21 protein-coding genes are annotated in these 18,577 nt (G+C 70.8%); 11 read left to right on the plus strand and 10 right to left on the minus strand.

What is annotated here, in order from left to right; genetic code table 11:
- The first annotated feature begins 144 nt into the window (after nt 1–144).
- Entirely contained in the window at nt 145–1,851 is a 1,707-nt protein-coding gene (gene mqo, locus ACPCJR_RS19675; RefSeq protein ID WP_391514110.1) for a malate dehydrogenase (quinone), read from the plus strand.
- A gap of 58 nt (nt 1,852–1,909) precedes the next feature.
- Here mqo and ACPCJR_RS19680 read toward each other — a convergent pair whose 3' ends face one another.
- Both ACPCJR_RS19680 and dut read right to left on the minus strand, forming a co-directional pair.
- Nucleotides 1,910–2,107 (minus strand): hypothetical protein, encoded by a 198-nt coding sequence (locus ACPCJR_RS19680; protein WP_331287621.1) that lies wholly within the window; start codon nt 2,105–2,107, stop codon nt 1,910–1,912.
- Between the two features lie 199 nt (nt 2,108–2,306).
- Nucleotides 2,307–2,801 (minus strand): dUTP diphosphatase, encoded by a 495-nt coding sequence (gene dut, locus ACPCJR_RS19685; RefSeq protein WP_391514109.1) that lies wholly within the window; start codon nt 2,799–2,801, stop codon nt 2,307–2,309.
- A 79-nt stretch (nt 2,802–2,880) separates the two neighbouring features.
- Here dut and ACPCJR_RS19690 point away from each other — a divergent pair, with 79 nt between their 5' ends.
- The 3 genes from ACPCJR_RS19690 to ACPCJR_RS19700 all read left to right on the plus strand — a co-directional run bounded on the left by ACPCJR_RS19690 (nt 2,881) and on the right by ACPCJR_RS19700 (nt 5,110).
- A complete protein-coding gene (locus ACPCJR_RS19690) occupies nt 2,881–3,618 on the plus strand; it encodes a DUF429 domain-containing protein (RefSeq protein ID WP_391514107.1) in 738 nt (245 codons plus the stop codon).
- A gap of 28 nt (nt 3,619–3,646) precedes the next feature.
- Nucleotides 3,647–4,198, plus strand: a complete 552-nt coding sequence (locus ACPCJR_RS19695; RefSeq protein WP_391514347.1) for an NUDIX hydrolase — start codon at nt 3,647–3,649, stop codon at nt 4,196–4,198.
- 225 nt (nt 4,199–4,423) lie between these two features.
- Nucleotides 4,424–5,110 (plus strand): carbonic anhydrase, encoded by a 687-nt coding sequence (locus tag ACPCJR_RS19700; protein WP_391514105.1) that lies wholly within the window; start codon nt 4,424–4,426, stop codon nt 5,108–5,110.
- A 315-nt stretch (nt 5,111–5,425) separates the two neighbouring features.
- Here ACPCJR_RS19700 and ACPCJR_RS19705 read toward each other — a convergent pair whose 3' ends face one another.
- Entirely contained in the window at nt 5,426–6,136 is a 711-nt protein-coding gene (locus ACPCJR_RS19705; protein ID WP_391514103.1) for a DUF4142 domain-containing protein, read from the minus strand.
- A 179-nt stretch (nt 6,137–6,315) separates the two neighbouring features.
- On the opposite strand from ACPCJR_RS19705, the gene ACPCJR_RS19710 reads away from it, so the two are divergent.
- The 4 genes from ACPCJR_RS19710 to bfr all read left to right on the plus strand — a co-directional run bounded on the left by ACPCJR_RS19710 (nt 6,316) and on the right by bfr (nt 9,533).
- Complete coding sequence (locus ACPCJR_RS19710) at nt 6,316–7,392, plus strand: acyltransferase family protein (RefSeq protein ID WP_391514101.1); 1,077 nt, start codon at nt 6,316–6,318, stop codon at nt 7,390–7,392.
- Nucleotides 7,393–7,496: 104 nt separating this feature from the next.
- The gene (locus tag ACPCJR_RS19715) at nt 7,497–8,360 is read left to right on the plus strand and encodes a universal stress protein (RefSeq protein ID WP_391514099.1); all 864 of its coding nucleotides are present in this window, start codon (nt 7,497–7,499) and stop codon (nt 8,358–8,360) included.
- A gap of 303 nt (nt 8,361–8,663) precedes the next feature.
- Nucleotides 8,664–8,990, plus strand: a complete 327-nt coding sequence (locus ACPCJR_RS19720) for a (2Fe-2S)-binding protein (protein ID WP_391514097.1) — start codon at nt 8,664–8,666, stop codon at nt 8,988–8,990.
- Nucleotides 8,991–9,035: 45 nt separating this feature from the next.
- Nucleotides 9,036–9,533, plus strand: coding sequence for a bacterioferritin (gene bfr, locus ACPCJR_RS19725; RefSeq protein ID WP_012453445.1), 498 nt, complete (start codon nt 9,036–9,038; stop codon nt 9,531–9,533).
- Nucleotides 9,534–9,581: 48 nt separating this feature from the next.
- Here bfr and msrA read toward each other — a convergent pair whose 3' ends face one another.
- From msrA to ACPCJR_RS19740, 3 genes are all read right to left on the minus strand, one after another.
- Nucleotides 9,582–10,313 carry a peptide-methionine (S)-S-oxide reductase MsrA gene (msrA, locus tag ACPCJR_RS19730; RefSeq protein WP_391514095.1) on the minus strand — a complete coding sequence of 244 codons (732 nt, stop codon included), beginning with the start codon at nt 10,311–10,313 and terminating at the stop codon, nt 9,582–9,584.
- 26 nt (nt 10,314–10,339) lie between these two features.
- Complete coding sequence (msrB, locus tag ACPCJR_RS19735) at nt 10,340–10,819, minus strand: peptide-methionine (R)-S-oxide reductase MsrB (protein ID WP_391514093.1); 480 nt, start codon at nt 10,817–10,819, stop codon at nt 10,340–10,342.
- Between the two features lie 215 nt (nt 10,820–11,034).
- The gene (locus ACPCJR_RS19740; RefSeq protein WP_391514091.1) at nt 11,035–11,913 is read right to left on the minus strand and encodes a chorismate mutase; all 879 of its coding nucleotides are present in this window, start codon (nt 11,911–11,913) and stop codon (nt 11,035–11,037) included.
- Between the two features lie 283 nt (nt 11,914–12,196).
- Here ACPCJR_RS19740 and metX point away from each other — a divergent pair, with 283 nt between their 5' ends.
- From metX to ACPCJR_RS19755, 3 genes are read left to right on the plus strand one after another with little or no spacing between them, the layout of a single operon-like run.
- Complete coding sequence (metX, locus tag ACPCJR_RS19745) at nt 12,197–13,414, plus strand: homoserine O-acetyltransferase MetX (protein ID WP_391514089.1); 1,218 nt, start codon at nt 12,197–12,199, stop codon at nt 13,412–13,414.
- Nucleotides 13,415–13,420: 6 nt separating this feature from the next.
- On the plus strand, nt 13,421–14,110 hold the full coding sequence (metW, locus tag ACPCJR_RS19750) for a methionine biosynthesis protein MetW (protein WP_391514087.1): 690 nt from the start codon (nt 13,421–13,423) through the stop codon (nt 14,108–14,110).
- Entirely contained in the window at nt 14,107–14,622 is a 516-nt protein-coding gene (locus ACPCJR_RS19755) for an AAA family ATPase (protein WP_391514085.1), read from the plus strand. The genes metW and ACPCJR_RS19755 overlap by 4 nt, the downstream gene beginning before the upstream one ends.
- Before the next feature lie 4 nt (nt 14,623–14,626).
- On the opposite strand, the gene ACPCJR_RS19760 is transcribed toward ACPCJR_RS19755, so the two are convergent.
- From ACPCJR_RS19760 to ACPCJR_RS19775, 4 genes are all read right to left on the minus strand, one after another.
- Nucleotides 14,627–15,418, minus strand: coding sequence for a lysophospholipid acyltransferase family protein (locus ACPCJR_RS19760; RefSeq protein WP_391514083.1), 792 nt, complete (start codon nt 15,416–15,418; stop codon nt 14,627–14,629).
- Nucleotides 15,419–15,515: 97 nt separating this feature from the next.
- Nucleotides 15,516–17,276 carry a gamma-glutamyltransferase gene (gene ggt, locus ACPCJR_RS19765; RefSeq protein ID WP_391514081.1) on the minus strand — a complete coding sequence of 587 codons (1,761 nt, stop codon included), beginning with the start codon at nt 17,274–17,276 and terminating at the stop codon, nt 15,516–15,518.
- A gap of 99 nt (nt 17,277–17,375) precedes the next feature.
- A complete protein-coding gene (locus ACPCJR_RS19770) occupies nt 17,376–17,648 on the minus strand; it encodes a hypothetical protein (RefSeq protein ID WP_391514080.1) in 273 nt (90 codons plus the stop codon).
- A gap of 113 nt (nt 17,649–17,761) precedes the next feature.
- Entirely contained in the window at nt 17,762–18,079 is a 318-nt protein-coding gene (locus ACPCJR_RS19775) for a hypothetical protein (protein ID WP_391514078.1), read from the minus strand.
- Nucleotides 18,080–18,577: the final 498 nt, after the last annotated feature.

Below are 18,577 nucleotides of genomic sequence, written 5' to 3' on the forward strand. Positions count from 1 at the left end.
ACCCCCCGCCGGGACCTGATAACGGTCTGAGATCATTCAAGTTTTCATAGCATGGCAGCCATGTAATCGAAGTATTGTCTCTCCCCCTCGCTTGCTGTAGCGGGGGCGTGGACCAAAATAAAATTTGCGCGGCACGAAAATAAAATGAAAATAGACGATAAAGTGCAAGTCCGAGGTGGGGATATGCAGAATAGAGCGTTTCCGCTGAACCGTCGGCAGCTCATCGGAGGCGCGCTGGCGGGCGCCGCGGCCTCGGCCCTGCCGGGCTCGCCGCTGCTCGCGGCGGGCGAGCCCCGCAAGGTCGATGTCCTGCTGGTCGGCGGCGGCATCATGAGCGCGACGCTCGGCGTCTGGCTGCGCGAGCTGGAGCCCGACTGGTCGCTGGAGATGATCGAGCGGCTCGACGGCGTGGCGCTGGAAAGCTCCAACGGCTGGAACAACGCCGGCACCGGCCACTCGGCGCTGGCCGAGCTGAACTACACGCCCGAAGATTCCAAGGGCAACATCCGCATCGAGCAGGCGATCAAGATCAACGAGGCCTTCCAGGTCACCCGGCAGTTCATGGCCTGGCAGGTCCAAAAGGGCGTGCTGAAGAACCCGCGCACCTTCATCAACTCGACCCCGCACATGAGCTTCGTCTGGGGTGACGAGAACATCGCCTACCTGCGCAAGCGCTACGAGGCGCTCAAGGCCAGCCCCCTCTTCGCGGGCATGGAGTTCTCGACCGATCCCGAGCAACTGAAGAAGTGGGTTCCCCTCATGATGGAGGGGCGCGATCCGAAGCAGACGATCGCCGCCACCTGGTCGCCGCTCGGCACCGATTGCGAGTGGGGTGAGGTCACCCGCCAGTACATCGCCTCGCTGAAGAGCCAGCCGAAATTCGATCTGCGCCTCTCCACCGAGGTCGAGACCTTCGAGCGCAACAAGGACGGCAACTGGCGCGTCACCTCGAAGAACCTCAAGGACGGCACCCGGCAGTCGGTCGACGCGAAGTTCGTGTTCATCGGCGCGGGCGGCGGCGCGCTGCACCTGCTGCAGGCCACCGGCATCCCCGAGGCCGACGATTACGCCGGCTTCCCCGTCGGCGGCTCCTTCCTCGTCACCGAGAACCGGGAGGTGGCGATGCGCCACCTCGCCAAGGCCTACGGCAAGGCCTCGGTCGGCTCGCCGCCGATGTCGGTCCCGCATCTCGACACGCGGGTGCTCGACGGCAAGCGCGTGATCCTGTTCGGGCCGTTCGCGACCTTCTCGACCAAGTTCCTGAAGGAGGGCTCGTATTTCGACCTTCTGACCTCGACCACCACCAGCAACGTCTGGCCGATGGTGCGGGTGGGCGTCGATCAGTATCCGCTGATCGAGTACCTCGCCGGTCAGGTGATGCTCTCCGACGAGGATCGCTACCAGGCCCTGCGCGAGTATTTCCCCGGCGCGAAGAAGGACGAGTGGCGGCTGGTCCAGGCCGGTCAGCGCGTCCAGATCATCAAGCGCGACCCGGAGAAGGGCGGCGTGCTCAAGCTCGGGACCGAGGTGGTGAGCGCCAAGGACGGCAGCGTCGCCGCCCTGCTCGGCGCCTCGCCCGGCGCCTCGACGGCGGCGCCGATCATGCTCACCGTGCTGGAGAAGGTGTTCGCCCAGAAGGTGGCAAGCCCTGAGTGGCAGGCGAAGATCCGTCAGATCGTGCCGAGCTACGGCACGAAGCTGAACGACGATCCGCAGCGGGTTCAGCAGACGCTGGCCTATACCAGCGAACACCTGCAGTTGACGCCGCCGCCGCAGATCACCGCCGCGGCGCAGCCCGCCGCCCCGGCCGAGGCCGGCACCATCAAGGCGGTGCCCGACATGGCGCCGTAAGGCGAACGGTGCAGACGACCGCGGGCCCGGTTCGATCGGGCCCGCGGGCTTTCTCCGATCAGGAGCCGAATTGCGAGCCGAGCTGCTCGAGATATTCGGCGAGGTCCAGGCCGCCGACGCGGCGCCCGTACTCGAAGCGCATGCCGCGCCGGATATCGACCCGGCTCGACCGGGTGTTGAGCGTGAAGGGTCTCACGCAAATCCAGGCGCCGTCGGTGCGGTGCTCGAAATAGCCGAGGATCTCGTGGGCAGCCATGGCTCGTCTCGCGGGGATTGCGAGAACTCAACGGGAGCGGCGACGAACGGTTCAATCGTTCGAGCCGGGTTTTTATAGCCAAGTTTGTCGTGGCGATGGCCGAAACCTTGAAACGGGTCTTGGGGCCGCGGCCTGATAATGGCCAAGCTTGTTCCGGCGACGGGCGATGAAGTGCCGTCCTCGCCCGAGAGCTTGAGCGTCAGCGCCGGCCGGTGGAGCCGAAGCCGCCCTGTCCGCGTCCCGGCGGCCTTCCGTCCGGCTCCGGTGCGCCCGCCTCGCTCTGCGCATCCCGGATCTCGAAATCGGGCCGCATCACGCGGGTGAAGACGAGTTGCGCGATGCGCTCGCCCGGCTCGATCCGGATCGGCGTGCCGCCCGCGGCGGGATTGCGGTTCCAGGCGGAGATGAGGAGCGGCCCCTCGTAATCGGCATCGATCACTCCCGTGCCGTTGCCGAGCACCAAGCCCTCCCGGTGGCCCAAGCCTGAGCGGGCGAAGACCAGCCCGCACCAGTCGGGATCGCCGATCCGCACCGAGACGCCGGCCGGGATCAGCGCGGGCGGCGCCTGCGGTTCGAGCAGGAGAGGCGCGTCGAGGCAGGCATGCAGGTCGAGCCCGGCGGCGGCCGCGCTGCCCCAGCGGGGAAAGCCCCAGTCGCGCAGGCGCGGGTCGAGGATGTGGAGGCCGACCTTCACCGGGGTCCTCTTGGCTGAACTCTGCTACGCCCGAAAGACCTTTCTCCGATGCGGCGGCGCGGAGCAACCGGAGGACGCGATGGCGCGCTGGGTGGCGGGGCTGGACGGGTGCCGGGGGGCCTGGGCGGGGGCGCTGATCGATCTCGACGATCCCGGCCGCTGGCGCTGCGCCCTCTTCCCGCGCATCGCCGACCTGCTCGACGGCGAGGAGGCGCCCGGCACCGTCGGCATCGACGTGCCGATCGGCCTGCCGGACCGGGTAAGCGGCGGCGGGCGCTCGGCCGACCGGGCGGCGCGGGCCTTCCTCGGGACGGGGCGCGCCAGCGTCTTCCCCGTGCCGCCGCGCGCCGCGGTCTATGCGGAGGGCTACGCGTCGGCCAAGGCATTGTCGCGGGCCCATTCCGATCCGCCCTTCGCGCCCTCGATCCAGTGCTGGAACATCCTGCGCTACGTGCGCGAGGCGGACGCCCTGCTGCGGGCGCGGCCGGACCTGCGCGATCGCCTGCACGAGGTGCATCCGGAGGTCGCCTTCTTCCGCTTCAACGGCGAGCGCCGCCTCGCCGCCGGCAAGAAAGGGCCGGCCCGCGCCGCCGGGCTTGCCGAGCGCCGGGCGCTGCTCGCCGCCGCCGGCCTGCCCGAGGCCATGATCGCCGCGCGGCCGCCGGGTGTCGCGGCCGACGACCATCTCGACGCGCTCGCCGCCCTCCTCGTCGCCCGCGACATCGCCGGGGCCTGTGCCGAGCCGCTTCCCCAAACGATCGAGCGCGACAGCTATGACCTGCCCATCGTGATCTGGGCGCCCGCACCCCTGACCTGAGGATCGAACCGTGACCGATCACCCCGAGGTGGAGCTTCCCCAAACGGACTTTCCCAGCGCGGACTCTCCCAAAGAGGAATTGCCGACCCGCGACATCGCCCGCGCCCTGGTCTTCGACCCCGACAACCGCCTGCTGCTGATCGAGTACGAGGCCGTGCGCCCGATCGATCACGCTCAACCCGAGGCACGGGGCTTCTGGTTCATGCCCGGCGGCGGGCTCGAGCCGGGCGAGAGCCACGAGGTGGCCTGCCGGCGCGAATTGTCGGAGGAGATCGGCGTCGCCGAGGTCGAACTCGGCCCCTGCGTCGCGGTCTGCGACGGGCCGTTCCACCTGTTCCGCAAGCCGCGCTTCGCCCGCGAGCACTACTTCGTGGTGCGGCTGTCCAGCGACGCGATCGACACGAGCCGTCTGGCCGAGACCGAGGACAACCCGGTGCGCGGCACCCGCTGGTGGCCGCTCGATGAACTCGCCGCCTCGGCCGAGCGCGTCGAACCGGCGGGTCTGGCCGCGCTGGCGCAACGAATCGTCTCCGGCGACGTTCCGCCCGAGCCCGTTCGCCTCACGTGGCAAAACGCGTGAACCCCACTCGGTAACCCGCGCCGGCCCGCTCCGTATCCGGCGGCGGTTGCCGTAGCGGTGGGTCGGGCGGCATTTTTTTCGGCGGGCGAGCGGTTCGAAGCGTTCAGGCCGGCTTTCCTCGACGCGCGCCATGTGCGCAAGCGCATGCCCGGGGAGGATGGAATCGGCCGCCACGTGCGTTCAGTGATGGCAACCCTTCATCAACGAAAGTTAGGAAAGGCGACGATGTTTCCTCAGGTTCTGACCGAAGGCTACCGCAGCTTCCTCGGCGAGCGGCTGCCGAACGAGCGGCGCAAGTACGAGGCGCTGGGCAACGAGGGCCAGGATCCGGACGTGCTGCTGATCGGCTGCTGCGACAGCCGCGTCGCGCCGGAGGTGATCTTCGATACGGGCCCTGGCCAGATCTTCACCATCCGCAACGTGGCCAACATCGTGCCGCCGGCCGAGCACGATAGCGGCTATCACGGCACCTCCTCGGCGATCGAGTTCGCGGTGCAGGCGCTCAAGGTGAAGCACATCGTCGTGCTGGGCCACGCCACCTGCGGCGGCATCAAGGCTGCCGGGCTCGGCGCCGATCCGCTCTCCTCGGGCAACTTCATCGGCCGCTGGGTCTCGCTGGTCGAGCCGGCGGTGAAGACGCTCGACGCCTCCGGCGACAGCAAGGAGAAGGAGGGCTACCTCACCCGCCTCGAATACGCGATGATCGCCCAGAGCCTGCAGAACCTCATGACCTTCGACTTCGTGCGCGAGGCCGTCGAGGCGGGCCGCCTGCACCTGCACGGGGCGCATTTCGGCATCGTCACCGGCGAATTGCGCATTCGCGATCCCGAGACCGGCGAGTTCCATTCGGTGGTTGCCCGCGACGGCCAGACCCTCGCTTCCTCGGCCCTGATCGGCTGCACGGAGGCCTGAGCGCCGCCTTTCCGCCCTGCTCCGACCTGAACCATCGCGGCGCCTCCGAAGCCTTTCGGGGGCGCCGTTTTACGTCCGACAGGTCGCGTCGTCAGGCGCCGTGGTCGATCGCTGCTTCCAGGCCCCGATCGTCGCGTTGTCCGGGTCGCTTCGCCGAGGCTCGCGATGATGAGGGAGGGTGGACCCACCCCCGGCAGTCCGCCAAGCGAAGCCACTCGACACCGCGACGAGGGCCGTGCGCCGCACAGCGCGCAACGAGAAAGCGGCGGACCTCTCGGCCCGCCGCTTCCCTCGATTCCGTCGCGTGCGACGCGCTTAGCGGGCGCCCGGCAGGCGCTGCGCCTCGGAATAGTGCTGCTGCAGGACCGGCAGGGCCTGCTGGGCGTAGTTGCGCAGGGCCGGGTTCGGGCCGGACTGGGCGTAGGACTGGTGCATGCTGATCGACATCTGGTGCGCCATCACCTGCTGGCGGCCGTAGAGGCGGTCGAAGCGGGCGCCGGGCGGGGTGGCGTTCAGCTCGGCCAGCATCTGCTGCTGCTGCGGGTTCGGCTGCACGATCGTGGTGCCCGCGGTGGTGTCGACGTCGAACGCACGGCTGCCGGCCGCCGCGCCGCGGCTCAGGCCCGCGCCGGCGCCCTCGATGCCACCGATCGGTCCGCCCTGCAGGGTGCCGCCGACCACGCCGGCCGCAGCGCCCGTGGCCGCGCCGACCGCGCCGCCGGCGATGGCGAGCGGGGCTTCCACGAGACCGCCGACGAGGCCGCCGGGACCGGCGTTGCGGGCAGCGGCATAGTTGCGCTCGCCGCCGGCCAGGGCGACGTTGGCGGACTGGTGATCACGCAGCGCCTCACGAGCATAGGCACGAACCGTGGGGTTGCGGCTCTTCTGCAGCGCGATCTGGCTGGCCTGGATCTCGAAGGCATTCGCCTGCATGGCGTCCAGACGGAAATCGCCCCCGACCTGGGCGAGAGCGGGAGTGGCCATGACGGCGACGAGGGCGGACGCAGCAGCGTATTTCTTCAACATACGGTACCTCAGATATGGGATTGCCGACATAAGGAAGGGCCTCGAACCCCGGTTGAACCGGTCAAGGCCGTGAAGATCACTTCGACGCGACAACGACGACCTTCCAGCCTGGTTCCCGAAATTTGACTAAGCTTTTTCACTCCGGCCGCGCTCAGGGAAAACTGGTCCTCGTCCAGGGCTTGCGCGCCTTTGCCGCACTTCTGGTTGTGATCCACCACGCGCAGCACGAGGCGGCGACCCTGGCCGGGCGCATCGGGGCGGCGTTCGTGCCGGGCGCGTGGCTGCCCTGGCCGGCCGGCGTCGACGTCTTCTTCGTCATCTCCGGCTTCATCATCGTCCACGCCGCCGGTCCGCTCTACGGGCGCCCAGGCGCCCGGGCGCGCTTTGCCGCCCACCGCATCGCCCGCCTCGTCCCGCTCTACTGGCTGGTGACCGGGCTCTACCTCGCCCTCGGCCTCGCGGCCCCGGCTCTGCTCAGCGGCGAGGGCGGCCCGCCGGACGGAGCGCGCGTGCTCGCCTCCTTCCTGTTCTGGCCGATGGCGCGGCCCGACGGGGCGGTGCTGCCGATCTACGGTCTCGGCTGGACCCTGAACTACGAGATGGCGTTCTACGCACTCTTCGCCCTCGGGCTCGGCCTGTCGCGGCGCGGCGCGGTGGCGTGGCTCGTCGCGGCTCTGGCGCTCCTCGTCCTCGTCGGGCGGCTGGTGCCGGCCCTGCCCGTCCCCCTCGCCTTCTGGTCCGATCCCATCATCCTGGAATTCGCCCTCGGGGCCGGCCTCGCCCTCGCCCGGGCCGAGGGCGCGCGCCTCGGCGACCTCCCGCGGCTCGCGCTGGCCGGAGCGGGTCTGCTGGCGCTCGCCGCCGCACCCCCTGAGCCGGCGCTGCGGCTCCTCGCCTGGGGCCTGCCCGCCGCGCTCCTCGTGGCGGCGGCGGTGCTCGGCCGCGACCGGCCGGAGCCCGTGCGCGGTCGCCTCGCCGCCGGCCTGCTCGCCGGGGCCGAGCGGCTGGGCGACGCCTCCTACGCCCTCTACCTGCTGCACCCCTTCGTGCTGCGGGCGACCCGCGAGGCTCTGTTGCGGAGCGGTCTGGCGCCGAGCCTTGGGCCCTGGCCGAGCCTGATCCTGATGGTCGTGCTGACCCTTCCCGCGGCGCTCCTCGTCCACCGCGTCGTGGAGCGGCCCCTGACCCGCCTCGTGCGGGCACGGCTCGATCCTCCGGCCGGGTCCGTGAAAGGCGCCGCGGCGCCCGAGGGATGAGGCGCGAAGCGACGGGGATGGATCGGGCGGGGGCGGTTTTCCGCGGGATCGTTTCGATCTAGCCTTCCCGCACCGCTTCCCTAACGCATCCGCCGAGGCCGGCCATGAAGACCCTGCTCGTCCCGGTCACCCTCCACGACGCGCTGCCCTCCGTGTTCGACACGGCGGTGCTCGTGGCGCGCCGCTTCGGCAGCCTGATCGAGGGCGTGGCCCTGCGCCCGGCATTGGCCGAATACGTGCCCGTCGACATGGTCGGCGGCATGACCTGGCTGCGCGACGAGGAGGCGGATCAGGCCGAGGCGCAGGATGCGGGCGCCCGCTTCGTGGCGGCGATGGAGGCGGCGGGGCTGCCTCGGCGCGAGGCCGGCGCCTCCTGCGCTCCACACGTCGCGGCAGAGGCCGGACCCCGCTACCGCTGGCGGCCCGATGCGCCGCCCGGCGACGCCTTCCTCGGCCAGTACGCGCGTCTGTTTTCGGCCACGATCGTCGGCCGCCCGGGCTCCGACGACGGCGCGCCGCGCATGACGACCTTCGAGACCGCCCTGTTCGAGAGCGGGCGCCCCATCATCCTGGCCCCGCCCGCGAGCCCCGCCTGCGTCGGCGAGGCGATCCTGATCGCCTGGAACGGCTCGACCGAGACGGCGCGGGCCATCGCCTTCGCCATGCCGTTCCTGCGCCGCGCCCGGCGCATCCTCGTCGTCAGCGCCGAGGGCGGCATGGTGCCGGGCCCGAGCGCCGAGGAGGTCGCCCGCGCGCTCGCCTGCGAGGGCGTCGAGGCCGCTCACAAGGCCCTGCCCGCCGGCCGCCGCACCCCGGGCGAACTCTACCTCGACACCGCCGAATCCTTCGGCTGCGACCTGCTCATCAAGGGCGCCTACACCCAGAGCCGGCTGCGGCAGATGATCTTCGGAGGGCCCACCAGCCATATCCTGTCGCATGCGAGCGTGCCGGTGCTGATGGCCCACTGAGCCGCCGCGCAGTCGAAGACCGAACCCGTCCCCCGGCTCCTGTTCGTCCCGGACGAGGGACGGCAACCGCGATCCTGCGACGGATTGTGCCGAGATGAATCGTGCCGTCCGTTCTTGACCGGCAGCGCGTCCTGCCGCTAAAGTCCTGAAAAGCTTGGACTTTTCAATCATTCTAATCTGCGACCGCCCCAAATCGGCCGGTTTCCCAGGCCAGGGACGGTGGGAATGATCGGAGAGCGCCAGGCTCCGCCGGCCCTGACGGGGCCGCGATCCGACAGGCACGACAGGTTTGCGATAGCCCGCATGATCGTCTGCTCTTGCAACGTCCTCTCCGACGGACAGGTACGCGCGTGCCTGCAACCGGGGCCGGGCTGTCCCCGCACCCCCGCTCAGGTCTATGGCTGCCTGGGCTGCAGCGCGAAGTGTGGACGCTGCGCCCGCACCATCCGCTCGATCCTGCGCAAGGCTCTCGACGAGGCGCAGGCCCATGGGTCGGCTCACCGCGCAGCCCATCCCTCCGTGCATGGCTCCGCGCCGACACCCGCACATGCCTGCACGACGGGCTGCGAGGCGGCTTGCAGTTTGGGATCATTCCAAACTACAAGGGAGCCAGAGGGCGTCGCAGCCTGAGACGGATCGCTTGTTCGTCCCGACGCCTCACGAGGAGAGTGACGGATGAAGGGCGATGCCAAGGTCATCGATTATCTCAACCGGGGCCTGCGCAGCGAGCTGACGGCCGTCAATCAGTACTGGCTGCACTTCCGCCTGCTGAACGATTGGGGCTACGTCGATCTCGCCAAGTTCTGGCGCAAGGAATCGATCGAGGAGATGAACCACGCCGACCGGTTCATCGACCGGATCCTGTTCCTCGACGGCTTCCCGAACCTGCAGGAGCTCGACCCGCTGCGGATCGGCCAGAACGTACAGGAGATCATCGAGTGCGATCTCGCTGCCGAGAACGAGGCGCGCGCGCTCTACCTCGAAGCCGCCAAGTACTGCGATTCGATCAACGACCGCGTCTCCAAGCGGCTGTTCGAGGATCTGGCCGAGGACGAGGAGGGTCACATCGACTTCCTCGAGACGCAGCTCGACCTCATCGGCCAGATCGGCCTGCCGCTCTACGCCCAGCGCCATGTCGGCGGCCTCGAGCAGATCGCGCCCGAGAAGGAGTGATCCCGAGGCCCTCTCCTCCCCTTCATCGGGGGAGGAGAGCCCGTCCGCTCAGGCCGGCGGACGGTTGACCAGCACCGGCTGCGCGCTCGCCCGCTCGGGAAAGAGCGCCTTGAGGTCCCGCAGCTTGGGCGCGTCGTTGACGACGATGTAGCTGTTGGTCGGGTGCAGGGTCATGTAGTCCTGGTGGTAAGCCTCCGCCGGGTAGAAGGCGCCGGACTCGATCCGGGTGGCGATGGGCTTTGTGAACGCCTTCGCCCCGTCGAGCTGGGCGATGTAGGCCTTCGCGACCCTCGCTTGGCTCTCGTCCGCGGGGAAGATCGCCGAGCGGTATTGCGGTCCCGCATCCGGGCCCTGCCGGTTCACCTGCGTCGGGTCGAGCGCCACCGAGAAGAAGATCTGCAGAAGCTCGTCGTAGCGGATCACCGAGGGGTCGTAGCTGATCTGCACGGCCTCCGTATGTCCGGTGCGGCCGGTGCCGACCTGCTCGTAGCGGGCGCTCGCCTGACTGCCGCCGGCATAGCCCGAGACCGCGTTCGTCACGCCCTTCACGTGCTGGAACACGCCCTGCACGCCCCAGAAGCAGCCCCCCGCGAAGGTGGCCGTGCGCAAGGTTCCGTTCTCCTTCGCGGTCATCGCCGCTTCCGGCAGGCGCCGCCCGGCTTCTTCCGCCCCGGCGGGCGCTAGGGGCCAGGCGACGCAGGCGAGGAGGGCAAGGCCGGCCAGGCCGCCGAGCAGAATCGGCGAGCGCGGGTTGGTGATGCGATGGACGGTGAGCGTCATGATGCGTCCTCCTGTCGAAGCGGGTCTCAGGCGGCGGGCTCGAAGCGCAGGGACACGCCGTTCATGCAGTAGCGCAGGCCGGTGGGGCGCGGCCCGTCCTCGAAGACGTGGCCGAGATGGCCGCCGCAGCGGCGGCAATGCACCTCCGTGCGCCGCATGCCGTAGGCGGTGTCGACCTGCGTGCCGACCGCGTCCGGCAGGGGCTCGAAGAAGCTCGGCCAGCCGGTGCCGCTCTCGAACTTGGTCTGCGAGGAGAACAGCGGCAGGTCGCAGCCGGCGCAGACGAAGCGGCCGGCCCGCTTTTCGCCGTTGAGCGGGCTCGTATGCGCCCGCTCGGTGCCGTGCTCGCGCAGCACCTTGTAGGCGGCGGGCGAGAGCAGCGCGCGCCACTCGGCCTCGGACCGCTCGACCGGGAATCCGGCGGCGAAGACGGGGCCGGCAAGGCGGGTGGCTGCGAGCAGGCCCAGCAACGAGGCGCCGGCGCGCAGGGTCTGACGGCGGTTCATGCGGGATCTCCCTGACGCGGCCCCACGGACGGGAACGGGCCACCGGGCGGACCGGAGGCGGGCTCCCGCCGATGCGGGGACGTTCGATCGTGCGCAATGAATAGCACGGACGGACCTCGGCTGCCGCGAAGACGTTCCGCCGCAGAGGAAGCCCCGCCGCGCCGCGACCTCTTCGGCTCGCAGCGACGAATCGAACGGATCAACGGGACGCGCGATCAGACCCGGAAGCGGGCGGCGTGGCTGCCGACCTCGTCGAGGATCGCCGCGCCCGGCTCGACCCGCTCCAGGGCCTCGCCGAGCTGGCGCGGTCCCACCCCGCCGGGCACGGCGAGCAGCAGGCTCACGCCGTCCGGCGTGTCGCAGCGGGCGACCACCTCGCCGTAGAGATCGTGCAGCGCCCGCTCGGAATCCGGCGCGAGGCGGGGCGCGCGCACCGCGTAGAGCACCCAGTCGCGCTGGGCCGCCGCCGGATCGTCCAGCGGGTTGGCGACCACGAAGACCGGCGTGCCCGCCGGATGCGCCGGGCGCTCGATGAAGGGCAGCCGGGCGATCACCTTCGGCCGGCCCTCGCCGACGAGGCTCTCCCACCAGGGCCGGGCCGGACCGTCCTTGCCGGACAGATCCTTGCCCGAAAAGTTCTTGCCGAGCCGGAAGATGCCGAGGTCGCCCCGGGAGCCCGCCACCGCCTCGATCACCGCCGCGCAATCGGGATGCGGCCGGTAGGGCACCGTGAAGCCGAAATGGAAGCGGGCGGAATCACGCATCCCGGCATCGCCCGCCGAGACGTCGGCGTGGACCGAGAACGGCGCCTGCACCCAGGTGAAGGTGGCGATGATGACCCGCCAGATGCCCTCCACCGTGTCCAGCGGCAGGAGCCCCCGGTGGCGCTCGGCGAGGCGGCGCATCATCGAGGCCTCGCGGCCGGGCCGGAAGGCGGAGCCCGTCCCTTGCGTGCGCTTGATCGCGATCAGGCGGTCGATGATGGCGCCGCGCTGGATCAGCAGCGCGTGCATCTCCGCGTCGATCCGGTCGATCTCGGCACGCAGTTCGGCGAGGTTGTCGAGGGAGGGCGCGGGTCGCGTGGTGAAGCGCATGGGGCCAAACGTCCGGGCGGGAGCCGAGCCCGTGTTTACGGTTCGCGGCGGCCGAGGGCCAGCGCGAACCGTGTGCGCCCGCGAACATGGCGGCCCGTGTGGAACCGGGCGTACCCGTCCAGCGCGTTGACGCTCGGGGATGCGCACATTACCTCCACCTGTCAGCCGGCCAAGACATGCGCTGCCGCAGCGCATCGTTCCACGAGCCCGCCCGCGACGCCGGTGGGAATGTCGGCGGCGGGCCACTCAGGGACCGGTCCAGGGCCGGCACCCGGGACGCACGATGGATTCCAGCCTCACCCAGAACGCCGAGCGAGGCGCCGAGTCCGCCTCTCGGGACGATGCGCGCCGGGCGGGCTACGAGGCGTCCCCGTCCTCCGACCCGCGCAGCCCCGTCATGCTGTTCTCGGCGGACGAACCGCTCGCCATGGACTCCGGCGCCCGGCTCGGCCCCTTCCAGATCGCCTACCAGACCGCCGGGACGCTCAACGCCGAGCGCTCCAACGCGGTGCTGATCTGCCACGCGCTCACCGGCGACCAGCACTTCGCCCATCGCCACCCGGTGACGGGCAAGCCCGGCTGGTGGGAGACGCTGGTGGGACCGGGCAAGCCGGTCGATACGGACCGCTACTTCGTGGTCTGCTCGAACGTGATCGGCTCCTGCATGGGCTCGACCGGCCCGGCCTCGCTCAACCCGGAGACCGGCCGTCCCTACGGGCTCGACTTCCCCCTGGTGACGATCCGCGACATGGTCCGCGCGCAGGCGATGCTCCTCGACCGGCTCGGCATCCCCGACCTCTTCCTCTGCATCGGCGGCTCGATGGGCGGGATGCAGGTGCTGCAATGGGCCTCGCTCTTCCCCGAGCGGGTGTTTTCCGCGATGCCCATCGCGACCGGGGCGCGGCATTCGGCCCAGAACATCGCCTTCCACGAGGTCGGCCGGCAGGCGATCATGGCCGATCCGGCCTGGGCCGAGGGCCGCTATCTCGAGGCCGGCACCCGGCCCTCGAAGGGCCTCGGCGTGGCCCGGATGGGCGCGCACATCACCTACCTCTCCGAGCCGGCCCTGCACCGCAAGTTCGGCCGCCGCCTGCAGAACCGGGCGGCGCCGACCTTCTCCTTCAACGCCGACTTCCAGATCGAGAGCTACCTGCGCCACCAGGGCCTCAGCTTTGTCGAGCGCTTCGACGCCAACGCCTACCTCTACCTCACCCGGGCGATGGATTACTTCGACCTCGCCGAGGACCATGGCGGCGTGCTGGCCAATGCCTTCCGCGGCTCCAAGACCCGCTTCTGCGTGATCGCCTTCACCTCGGACTGGCTCTTCCCGACGGCCGATTCCCGCGCCATCGTCCACGCCCTCAACGCGGTCGCCGCCCCGGTCGCCTTCGTCGAGGTGGAGAGCGACAAGGGCCACGACGCCTTCCTGCTCGACGAGCCGGCGATGTTCTCCGCCGCGAAAGGCTTCATCGAGGCGGCCGCCCGGGCGCGAGGACTCTAGGGACCGATGAGCGAGAGCTTCACCGACGCCGCCTCCGGCGTGCCGTGGCAGGATGCCGAGGCCCTGCCCCGCGGCGAGAGCGGCGCGCGCGTCGACCACATCGTCGTGCTCGGCCTCGTGCCGCCGGGTGCGCGGGTGCTCGACATCGGCTGCGGCGACGGCTCCCTGCTGGCGCTGCTGCGCGACCGGCGCGGGGTCGACGGGCGGGGCATCGAACTGTCCCGCGAGGGCGTCAACGCCTGCCTCGCCCAGGGCCTGCCCGTGATCCAGGGCGACGCCGACACCGATCTGGCCAACTACCCCGACGACGCCTTCGACGTGGTGGTCCTGTCCCAGACCATCCAGGCGACCCGCAACCCGCGCGTCGTGCTGGAGCACCTGCTGCGGATCGGCCGGCAGGTCATCATCTCGTTCCCGAATTTCGGTCATTGGCGGGTGCGGGCCGAACTCGCCTTCCGCGGCCGGATGCCGGTCACCGAGATCATGCCGGAGACGTGGTACGAGACCCCCAACATCCATCACTGCACGATCCGCGACTTCGTCGGCCTGTGCCGCGACGTCGGCGCCCGCATCGAGAAGGCGACCGCCCTCGACGCGCGCGGGCGCCCGATGCGCTTCTCGATGCCGTGGTGGTTCTGGAACCTGATCGGCGCGCAGGGCGTGTTCCTGTTGAGGCGCGGGGCCGGGCGGGGGTGAGCCCCTCGGCCGGGACGCCGCGGCGGATCGTGCTGCTGGGACCTCCGGGCAGCGGGAAGACGACCCTGGCCCGGCGCCTCGGCGCGGGGCACGGCCTGCCGGTGTTCCATCTCGACCGCGCCTACTGGCGCCCCGGCTGGGTCGAGAGCGATCCGGAAAGCTTCCGCGCCGAGGTCGCGCGGATCGCCGCGCTGCCCGCCTGGGTGATGGACGGCAACTACACCGGCACGATCGCGCCCCGGTTCGCGAGGGCCGATACCGTGATCTATCTCGACATGCCGGGCTGGCTCTGCACGGCGCGCATGCTGCGGCGAACCCTGTCGAGCCTCGGCAGGGTCCGGCCGGAGGGGCCCGAAGGCTGCCCCGAGCAGCTCACGCTCGAATTCCTGCGCTACACGGCCGGCTGGAACCGCATCCGCCGCGCCCGCACACTCGCCCTGGTCGAGAGCTTTTCCGGCCGCAGGATCGTCCTGCGCGGGCCCTCGGCGGTCCGCGCCTTCGCAGCCGCCTGACCCGTCAGAGCGTCCCGGACGTATCCGCCGCCGGCTCCGAGCCGCCCATCGCCACGGGGACGGGGTGGCCGTGGCGGGCGAGGTCGGCGCGGCCCTCCGCCAGCAGCGCCTCGGTGGCGGTCTCGATGCGGTTCTGCATCTCGGTCAGGAAGGCCCCGCGCGACAGGCCCGGCGGGATCACCGGCAGGAACTCGATCACGGTCGTGCCCGGCATCCGGCGAAAACCCCGGCGGCGCCAGTACAGGCCGGTGTTCAGCGCCACCGGCAGGCAGGGCACGTTCAGCGCCGCGTAGAGATGGGAGGCGCCTTGCTTGTAGGCGGGCGGCGCCCCGGCCGGGCGGCGGGTGCCCTCGGGGAAGATGATGAGCTGGCGCCCGTCCCGGATGGCCTGCGCGGCCGCCTTGTTCATCGCCGCCATGGCCCGGGTGCCCTTGGAGCGGTCGATCGGCACCATGCCGCCCCGGCCGAAATACCAGCCGACCACCGGCACCCACATCAGCTCGCGCTTGAGCACGTAGGCGAAGTCGTCGAACGGGGTCGTGAGCGCCAGCGTCTCCAGCGCGGACTGGTGCTTGGCGGCCACCAGCAGCGGCCCCGGCGTGATGTTCTCCAACCCGCGGAACTCGACGCGGGTGCCGCCGACGACCCGCAGCAGCCAGAGCACCGTGCGCCCCCAGAACTGCGCGACCCGGATCACCCCCTTGCGGGTGACGAAGGCGGGCAGCCCCCCGATCGCGATGAGCGCGGTCGCGACGTAGAACGACAGGTTGAAGGCGAGCGAACGGAGGAGGAGCATCGGTAGTCCGCGTGAGGGGCGCGGGCTCCTTTATCGCGCGTAGGCTGCCTTGCCCACTGCCCCCTTGCCCACCGCCGCCTTGCCGACTCTTCGCCCGTCAACGCCCCTCGGCCAGCGTCCCGCGCTGGCGCGGATCGGAGGCGCCCGCGAGCAGGCCGTCCTCGGCCATCACCGAATTGGCCGAGCCCGAGGTCGCGCCGACCTTCACGTTGTGGCCCTTGGCGCGCAGCGCCGCCAGCGTGTCGGGCGAGACGCCCTCCTCCACCATCAGCACGTCCGGCTGCCACTGGTGGTGGATGCGCGGGGCCGTCACGGCCTGGGCGAGGTTCATGCGGAAATCGAGCACGTTGACGATGACCTGGAGCGTGGTCGTGATGATGCGGCTGCCGCCGGGGCTCCCTGTGACGAGGAAGAGCCGGCCGTCCCGGAACACGAAGGTCGGCGTCATGGAGGAGAGCGGGCGGGCGCCCGGCGCCACGGCGTTGGCCTCGCCGCCCACGAGGCCGTAGGCGTTGCGCGCACCCGTCTTGGCGGAGAAGTCGTCCATCTCGTTGTTGAGCAGCACGCCGGTGCCCTCGGCCACGAGGCCGATCCCGTAGGAGAAGTTCAGGGTGTAGGTGTTGGAGACGGCGTTGCCCTCGCCGTCCACCACCGAGAAATGCGTGGTCTGGTCCGGCTCGTAGGGCAGCGGGTTGCCCGCGCTCACCTCGGCGGCGGACTTCGCCCGCTCCGGGTCGATCTTTTCGCGCAGGGTCGCGGCGTAGGCCTTGGCCGTCAGTCCGGCGACCGGAACCCGCGTGCGCGAGGGGTCGCCGAGCCAGGCGGCGCGGTCGGCATAGGCCGGTTTCATCGCCTCGGCCAGGGTGTGGAGCGCCTGCGCGCTGCCCGCACCCAGCCCCGCGAGGTCGTAGCCCTCCAGCACGTTGAGGATCTCGATGAGGTGCACGCCGCCGGAACTCGGCGGGGGCATCGAGACGATCTCGTAGCCGCGATAGGTGCCGCGCACCGGCGTGCGGATCTCCGGCCGGTAGGCGGAGAGGTCCGCCGTCGTCATGATCCCGCCCGCGCCCTGCACGGCGGCCGCGATTCTTTGGGCGATCGGCCCCTCGTAGAAGGCGTCGGGACCGCGCTCGGCGATCGCCTTCAGGGTGTCGGCGAGATCGCGCTGGCGCAGAATGGCGCCGCGGGGCAGCACGTGGTCGCCGGCGAAGAACACCGCCCGGCTCGACGGCCACTGCCCGAGGAGGCCGGAGGCCCGCGGCAGGGAATCGGCCAGCCCCGACTCGACCGGGATGCCCTCGCGGGCGAGCTGTTCCGCCGGGGCGATCAGGTCGGCCAGCGTGAGCCGGCCCGAGCCGTAGCGCCGATGCGCCTCGGCCAGCCCCCGCACGGTGCCCGGCACGCCCACCGCTTTGCCGCTCCGCGTGGAGGCGACGCGATCCGGCTCCCCTTGCGCGTTCAGGAACATGTCCGGGGTGGCCGCGGCGGGCGCGGTCTCGCGGTAATCGAGCGCCACGGTCTCGTTCGCGCCGGCGCGGTGGACCATCATGAAGCCGCCGCCGCCGAGATTGCCCGCCCGCGGCAGGGTGACGGCGAGCGCGAAGCCCACCGCCACCGCCGCGTCGACCGCGTTGCCGCCCTTGTCGAGGATCGCCACGCCGACGCGGGTGGCGAGCGCGTCCTGCGAGGAGACCATGCCGCGCTGGGCCAGCACCGGCAGGAGGCGGGCCTCGTCCGACTGGATCGGCGGCGGCTCGGGCGCGGGCGGTGTCGCCTGCGCCCGAACCGACCCGGGTGCGAGGAGCGGCAGCGCGAGAAGAAGCGCGAGGGCGGGGCGGGCGGGAGAGGTCCGGCTCATGGCCCGACCATAGCCCAGAAGCGGTGTGCGGCCAGGGGACCGGATGTCTCTGCCGGGTGTCGGATGCGCCGGGCGTTGGACCCGGTCCGAGAGCCGGCCCTACCGTCCGCTGAGGCCGGGGCCGCCCGCGGTGCCGCCGGTTCCGGGCGGACCGCTCGTCGGCGTGCCGCCGATCACGGCACCCGGCGTACCGCCGACGACCGCCGGCGCATTCGGGGTGCCGGCGGTGCCGGGGCCCGGCACGGGCCGCGATCCCGTGGCCGAGGCCTTCGGGCTCGGGGGCGACGGCACTTGCCCGCCGCTCTCCTGAGCCGTGGCGCCCGCGGCCGGAAGGATCAGCGCCAGGACGAGCGCCGGTGTCATGAACCGCATGGACGATCCTTTCGGAGCGGAATGGTGTCCCTCAACCGTCCCGGCCCGGAAAGGTTCGGGCCGGCGGCCTCGTCGCATCGACGGGACGGCACGTCCGATCCGAACGGGGCAGCTCAGTAGCGGTAGGCGCCGCCCGTCCTGTCGCCGAGGCGGTAACGCGGTCCGAGCGACCGCTGACCGCGCGCCAGGGGATCGCTGCCGCGCATCGTCCGATGGAGCCTGCGCTCCGTCTCGGTCGGCTGGTGATAGCGCAGCGATTCCTGATGCGCGTGGAAATGGTGGTCCCAGTGACGGGTGCTCGGGTGCCAGTCGACCGCCTCGGCGGCGCTGCCCGCGAACGGGGCCGGCTGCACGGGAACGGGGGCGGCGGAGGCCGGCAATCCTGCGGCGCCGAGCAGAAGGGCCACGGCAAGGGTGCGAGCGAAATGCATCTTCCTGTCTCTCCTCCGCGTACGGTGATCGCACGCGTTGCAATATGTCATAAAACGTTCACAAAGCGACTTTTCGTTCCTGTCGCATCGGCAAAAAATTTCATGAAATAACTGCAGGGATTGGGATTTTTCGCGATCCTGCGCCGTGACGCGGTGCGCGTCCGATCCATCCTGAGCGGGCGGGCCTGCGGTCTCGCCGCGTGTCTCCCGGCACGTCCGATACGCTTCGTCCCCGCGGACGATCGTCTGTTGCCCGGGACCGGGCGTCACCGTTCAGACGCTGTGCGGCAGGTCCGACGCCGGAGCCGCGCGAGAGCATCGTCCCGAAAGCCGGCCGCCGGCTTTCGGAAAAAGACGATGCGAAACAAGAACCTAGAACATCGTGCCGGATACGATATCCGGCACGATGCTCTAGTGCTCTGTCACGCCTCCGTTGTGGGGTAGAGTTTGCGGAGCTTGATGCGGGCGTCCTTTGTGGTGAAGCGCCAGTCTGCGCCA

The organism is Methylobacterium sp. NPDC097929 (assembly GCF_049543375.1).
Taxonomy (GTDB): Bacteria; Pseudomonadota; Alphaproteobacteria; order Rhizobiales; family Beijerinckiaceae; genus Methylobacterium.

Bases quoted from the DNA above. Each gene is read 5' to 3' on its own strand.
- ACPCJR_RS19740 (WP_391514091.1), bottom strand. From the start codon at position 11,913: ATGCGCTTCACCACGCGACCCGCGCCCTCCCTCGACAACCTCGCCGAA.
- ACPCJR_RS19760 (WP_391514083.1), bottom strand. From the start codon at position 15,418: ATGCTCCTCCTCCGTTCGCTCGCCTTCAACCTGTCGTTCTACGTCGCG.
- ACPCJR_RS19715 (WP_391514099.1), top strand. From the start codon at position 7,497: ATGAAGACCCTGCTCGTCCCGGTCACCCTCCACGACGCGCTGCCCTCC.
- ACPCJR_RS19705 (WP_391514103.1), bottom strand. From the start codon at position 6,136: ATGTTGAAGAAATACGCTGCTGCGTCCGCCCTCGTCGCCGTCATGGCC.
- bfr (WP_012453445.1), top strand. From the start codon at position 9,036: ATGAAGGGCGATGCCAAGGTCATCGATTATCTCAACCGGGGCCTGCGC.
- metW (WP_391514087.1), top strand. From the start codon at position 13,421: ATGAGCGAGAGCTTCACCGACGCCGCCTCCGGCGTGCCGTGGCAGGAT.
- ACPCJR_RS19700 (WP_391514105.1), top strand. From the start codon at position 4,424: ATGTTTCCTCAGGTTCTGACCGAAGGCTACCGCAGCTTCCTCGGCGAG.
- msrA (WP_391514095.1), bottom strand. From the start codon at position 10,313: ATGACGCTCACCGTCCATCGCATCACCAACCCGCGCTCGCCGATTCTG.
- metX (WP_391514089.1), top strand. From the start codon at position 12,197: ATGGATTCCAGCCTCACCCAGAACGCCGAGCGAGGCGCCGAGTCCGCC.
- msrB (WP_391514093.1), bottom strand. From the start codon at position 10,819: ATGAACCGCCGTCAGACCCTGCGCGCCGGCGCCTCGTTGCTGGGCCTG.
- mqo (WP_391514110.1), top strand. From the start codon at position 145: ATGAAAATAGACGATAAAGTGCAAGTCCGAGGTGGGGATATGCAGAAT.
- ACPCJR_RS19775 (WP_391514078.1), bottom strand. From the start codon at position 18,079: ATGCATTTCGCTCGCACCCTTGCCGTGGCCCTTCTGCTCGGCGCCGCA.
- ACPCJR_RS19690 (WP_391514107.1), top strand. From the start codon at position 2,881: ATGGCGCGCTGGGTGGCGGGGCTGGACGGGTGCCGGGGGGCCTGGGCG.
- ACPCJR_RS19770 (WP_391514080.1), bottom strand. From the start codon at position 17,648: ATGCGGTTCATGACACCGGCGCTCGTCCTGGCGCTGATCCTTCCGGCC.
- ACPCJR_RS19720 (WP_391514097.1), top strand. From the start codon at position 8,664: ATGATCGTCTGCTCTTGCAACGTCCTCTCCGACGGACAGGTACGCGCG.
- ACPCJR_RS19680 (WP_331287621.1), bottom strand. From the start codon at position 2,107: ATGGCTGCCCACGAGATCCTCGGCTATTTCGAGCACCGCACCGACGGC.
- ggt (WP_391514081.1), bottom strand. From the start codon at position 17,276: ATGAGCCGGACCTCTCCCGCCCGCCCCGCCCTCGCGCTTCTTCTCGCG.